The organism is Armatimonas sp. (genome assembly GCF_031410135.1).
GTDB lineage: Bacteria > Armatimonadota > Armatimonadia > Armatimonadales > Armatimonadaceae > Armatimonas.
Genome location: NZ_JANNYP010000646.1, coordinates 1 through 4,490, shown reverse-complemented (window position 1 = coordinate 4,490; position 4,490 = coordinate 1). Strand labels below are relative to the sequence as shown.

General features: G+C 60.1%; 4 protein-coding genes. 3 read left to right on the top strand and 1 reads right to left on the bottom strand.

What is annotated here, in order from left to right; genetic code table 11:
- Positions 1 to 61: 61 nt before the first annotated feature.
- The gene (locus RMO15_RS23675; RefSeq protein ID WP_309718243.1) at positions 62 to 931 is read right to left on the bottom strand and encodes a hypothetical protein; all 870 of its coding nucleotides are present in this window, start codon (positions 929 to 931) and stop codon (positions 62 to 64) included.
- A gap of 268 nt (positions 932 to 1,199) precedes the next feature.
- Here RMO15_RS23675 and RMO15_RS23670 point away from each other — a divergent pair, with 268 nt between their 5' ends.
- From RMO15_RS23670 to RMO15_RS23660, 3 genes are all read left to right on the top strand, one after another.
- Positions 1,200 to 1,550, top strand: coding sequence for a hypothetical protein (locus RMO15_RS23670; protein ID WP_309718241.1), 351 nt, complete (start codon positions 1,200 to 1,202; stop codon positions 1,548 to 1,550).
- A 195-nt stretch (positions 1,551 to 1,745) separates the two neighbouring features.
- Positions 1,746 to 3,977, top strand: a complete 2,232-nt coding sequence (locus RMO15_RS23665; RefSeq protein WP_309718238.1) for a beta-galactosidase — start codon at positions 1,746 to 1,748, stop codon at positions 3,975 to 3,977.
- A gap of 168 nt (positions 3,978 to 4,145) precedes the next feature.
- Positions 4,146 to 4,490 (top strand): glyceraldehyde 3-phosphate dehydrogenase N-terminal domain-containing protein (locus tag RMO15_RS23660; protein WP_309718236.1); only part of this gene is annotated, 345 nt, incomplete at its 3' end.

Genomic DNA, 4,490 nt, shown 5'->3' with positions numbered 1-4,490 from the left:
GCGATTCTTCGTCATTTTTGTGTAAATCTTCTGAGCCAGGAGCGCACCAGTAAGGTGGGTGTTAAGAATCGTCGTTTGCGAGCGGGCTGGGATGATACGTTTTTGGAGAGGATACTGACGAATTGATATGCAATCGCCCTGCGAGAGTGCCTGGCTCAGGTGCAGCGGCTGTCGCCACATAGGCCAGTCCTCGGTTGTCGTCGGGGCTATTGATCGTCCCGATTGCGGTGCGTGCTCCATCGGCGATATTGATGGAGAAAAAATTACCAGCGATGTCCGAACCAAGGAGCTGCCCGGTGTCGGGGAAGTAGCCCATCGCGAACATCTCACCGCTCTGGTGCCCCAGCGTGGTCACGGTGCTGGTGCCCAGATCTACCGACTCGAAAAAGGCATCGCTATTGCCAGAGGAGTGGTAGAGCAGGCCGTTGGGGTGCATGGCAATCGTCTCGCCGTCGGCTCCGTTACCCAGTGCCAGAAGAAGCGACGGGGTGGCGTTCACGGTTGAGAGAGAATAGAGCGTCTCTGGGGTGGTTCCGCTGTTGCCCGTCACTCCGATGAGAGTGCCATCAGGTTTGAAGGCAAGGCTGGCGAAATTCAAGCCGGAGAACGCCCCGATCTGTGTCGCGACTCCTGTAGAGGGATCAATTGTCACCAAGTGCCGTGTCGTTGGCCCCGAGGTCTGGATCACGCCGTAGAGCACGCCCGTGGTGGGGTGCGCCGTGAGTGCTTGAGAGCTTGTCACCGTGAAGCCTGCCAGGGTCACCTGAAAGGAGTTGGAGATCGTGCCCGTAGCCGGGTCAATCTGGTAGATCTGGTTGTTTGCCGCAGTTCCGAAGCCGTTGGAGATGCCGTAGAGCGTGCCCGCGTGGGCAAGGGAGATCGTGGTAGCAAGCACGAGGGTTGCCGTAAGAAGTCGAAGTACGTTTTTCATGAGTGCAGAGGAGAGCCTTTTCTGGTAGAAGTACCGGCAAGATTATAGAGTAAGCACCCTCTTTTGCGCCAACCCATTTTTTCTCTTGTAGGGAACTTTGTTATCTTCGTTTTCGGTAGTAGTGTTGATGTCGTAAGCAGTCACGCTTTTGTTCTCGACGGTCGTGTCGAAGACGAAAACAATCCTGTCGAGAACGAAAATAGTCATGTCTTTGTCAAAGGCAGTCGTGTCGAGAACGAAAGCAGGGCTGTCGAAAGGAAAAACAGAGATGGCAAAAAGAGTAATCGCCAGCATCGTTTTGGATGAGACGGCGAAGATTAAGCAGATGTGGATTGAGAACCCGAGCTTCACGGTTCCGGGCCTTACCCTGGCAACTCAGAATGCACAAGTGGCGCAGATTCAGGCCAAAGAAGCAGAAATAGACGCGGCGCGGGTGCACCTCACCGGACTGATTGAGCAGCGAGATGGCATAGCGCGCGAGCTCAACGACTGGAATGTGAGAGCGCGGCGTGGCGTGGGCTTCACGTTTGGGCTGGAGTCGCCGCAGTACAAGATGGTCGGCGGGACGCCGCCCTCGGAGCGCAAGCCGCGCACGGCGCGAGCAAAGCCTGCCGGTTAAGGTCGCCCCGGTTATTTATCGCCCCCGTTGGAGGGGGGCGTCAACGAGCGCTTCGCGCTGGAAAGGCCTTAAGCGAAGGTTTGCACCTTCGCAACGGCCATAAGGCTTCCCATGGCCGAAGGCCTTTGCGGCGGAGCTTGCGACGCCCGTTGACGCCCCGCTCTAACCGGGGCGGATGGGGGTAAAATGGCGGCCATGAAGCACACGTTTGAGATCGGGGAGAAGGACTTCCTCATTGATGGGAAGCCCGTCGTTCTGCGCTGCGGCGAGATGCACTACTGCCGCATCCCGCGCCCCTACTGGCGGCATCGCCTGCAGATGCTGAGGGCCATGGGCTGCAACATGGTCGCCACCTACGACTTCTGGAACCTCCACGAGCCCACCCCCGGACGCTGGAACTTTGCGGGTATGGCCGACCTGGCCGCGTTTATCAAGCTGGCGCAGGAAGAGGGCCTCTGGGTCATGCTGCGTCCTGGCCCCTATGTCTGCGCCGAGTGGGAGCTGGGCGGGATTCCCTGGTGGCTGCTCAAGACCCCGGATATCAAGCTTCGCACACAAGACCCACGGTATATGGCGGCTGTCGCCAAGTATGTCGCGCGGCTGGCGGCGGAGGTGCGGCCGTTGCTCGTCACCAATGGCGGCCCGATTGCGATGGTGCAGGTTGAGAACGAGTACGGCAGCTACGGCAAGGATAAAGAGTATATTTTAGCGATCAAGAAGCTCTGGGAGCGTGCTGGAATCAACGTCCCGCTGTTCACCGCCGACGGTCCCAGCCAGCTCTGGAACGGCTCGCGCACGGATACGTTTAGTGGCGTCAATGGCGGTGTCGGCTCGCTCAAAGAGCTGCGCCGGTTTCGTCCCAGCGGCCCGCTGATTATCACCGAGTACTACCCTGGCTGGCTCTCGCACTGGGGTGAGCCGTTTCCCAAGGTCGGGACGCCGGGCATCGTCCGTGATGTCACCACGATGCTGGCGGAGAAGACCTCGTTTAACCTCTATGTCGCGCACGGCGGCACCAGTTTTGGGCTGTGGGCAGGGGCCAACTACCCCAAGTTCGCGCCGGACACCACCAGCTACGACTACAACGCCCCGATTCCTGAGGCAGGCGGCGTGAGTGAGAAGTTCTTGGCCATCCGCGATGCCATCGGTAAGGCGACCGGCGAGGCGCTCGCTCCTATTCCGAAGCCTATCCCCGTTATCGCGCTTCCCCGGATTCGCTTCGAGGAGTCGGCGCGGGTTTTGGAGCACCTGCCCAAGCCTGTTCTCGACAGCAAGCCGCGCACCATGGAGCAGTACGACTGCGCTCTCGGGGCGATCCTCTACCGCACGATGCTCCCGCCCGGCGAGGCCGCAACGCTCAGCCTCACCGGTGTTCATGATGTCGCACAAGTCACGGTCGGTGGCGAGCGGCTCGGGACACTCAACCGCCGCGATGGCGAGAGCCACACCGTTACCGTTCCGCCGCGCATTGACCCGCGCCCGCTGGACATTCTGATTGAAGCACTAGGCCGCATCAACTACGGCTCCGGACTCCATGACAGAAAAGGGCTCACGGGCGACGTTCTCCTTGATGGCAAGCCACTCACCGCGCCCTGGCAGGTCTTTCCGCTCCCGCTCGAAGCCGCACCGACGGGACTTCGCTACCAACTCCAAGACTTCGCGGGGCCGAGCTACTACCACGCCACTTTTACGGTCACTCAAACCGGCGACACGTACCTGGACATGCGAAGCTGGAAGCGTGGGATGGTCTGGGTGAACGGGCAACATTTAGGGCGCTACTGGAGTATCGGGCCACAACAGACCCTCTACTGCCCCGGCTGCTGGCTCAAAACAGGCGTCAATGAGATCGTTGTGCTTGCCTGGGAAGTGCCGCGCCAAGCCGCCCTCTCCGGCCTCACGGAGCCCATTCTGGACGACCTCCGCCCCGATGCCCTGCCCGCACAACCCCACCGCAAGCGAGGCCAGAACCTGAGCCTCGTCTCCCTCGCCCCCACTTGGGAAGGCATGCTCCCCTACGGCGGTGCGCTCCAGACCATCACCTTCGCCACTCCCGTCCTCGGCCACTATGTCTGTCTAGAGAGCCTCGCGAACTACAAAGGCGATCCCTTCGCCACGCTCGCTGAGCTTACCGTGCTGGGCGAGGGTGGTAAGCAGCTTCGGGCAAAAATCATCTACGCCAGTAGCGAGGAGACGGGCTCGGAGGACGGCAAGTCGGATAACGCCGTGGACGGCAATCCCAGCACGTACTGGCACACGGCCTACTCCAGCGGCGAGCAAAATCACCCGCACCACTTAGTCGTCGATATTGGCAGTGAGCAGACCATCACCGGAGTCAAGCTCCTCCCGCGCCAGGGTGATCCCCCACCAAACGGACGCATCAAGAACGCACGTTTTTTTGTCCGCCGAGATGCGTTTCCGGGGATTTGACGCCCCCTCCCCCCGCCGGGCGGGGGTTAGGGGGTAGGAAATGTTAAGACAGTCTGCCTTGCATCTAAACTTTAAAACGGGTATGCTCTTTGATTGGCGGAAACGTCGCGCCGATGATGCCCGAGACGCTGCCGCACATCTAAATCGTTTGGATTTGTGAGGAAAAATATGGCAGTACGTGTTGGCATCAACGGTTTCGGGCGCATCGGGCGTCTGACCTTCCGCGCCATCTATGAGAAATATGGGCTCAGCGGCGACGTTCAGATTGTGGCGATCAACGACCTGACGGACGCGCTCACCAATGCCCACCTTCTGAAGTACGACTCCAACTACGGCCCCTTCAAGGGCACGGTTGGCTACGAGGGAACCGACTTGGTGGTGGACGGTCAGAGGATCCAGGTCTTCGCCGAGAAAGACCCCGCCGCGATCCCCTGGAGCACCGAGAACGTCGATATCGTGGTGGAGTCCACCGGCTTCTTCACCGATGCGACCAAGGCTGTCGCCCACAAGCAG

Bases quoted from the DNA above. Each gene is read 5' to 3' on its own strand.
- RMO15_RS23675 (WP_309718243.1), bottom strand. From the start codon at position 931: ATGAAAAACGTACTTCGACTTCTTACGGCAACCCTCGTGCTTGCTACC.
- RMO15_RS23670 (WP_309718241.1), top strand. From the start codon at position 1,200: ATGGCAAAAAGAGTAATCGCCAGCATCGTTTTGGATGAGACGGCGAAG.
- RMO15_RS23665 (WP_309718238.1), top strand. From the start codon at position 1,746: ATGAAGCACACGTTTGAGATCGGGGAGAAGGACTTCCTCATTGATGGG.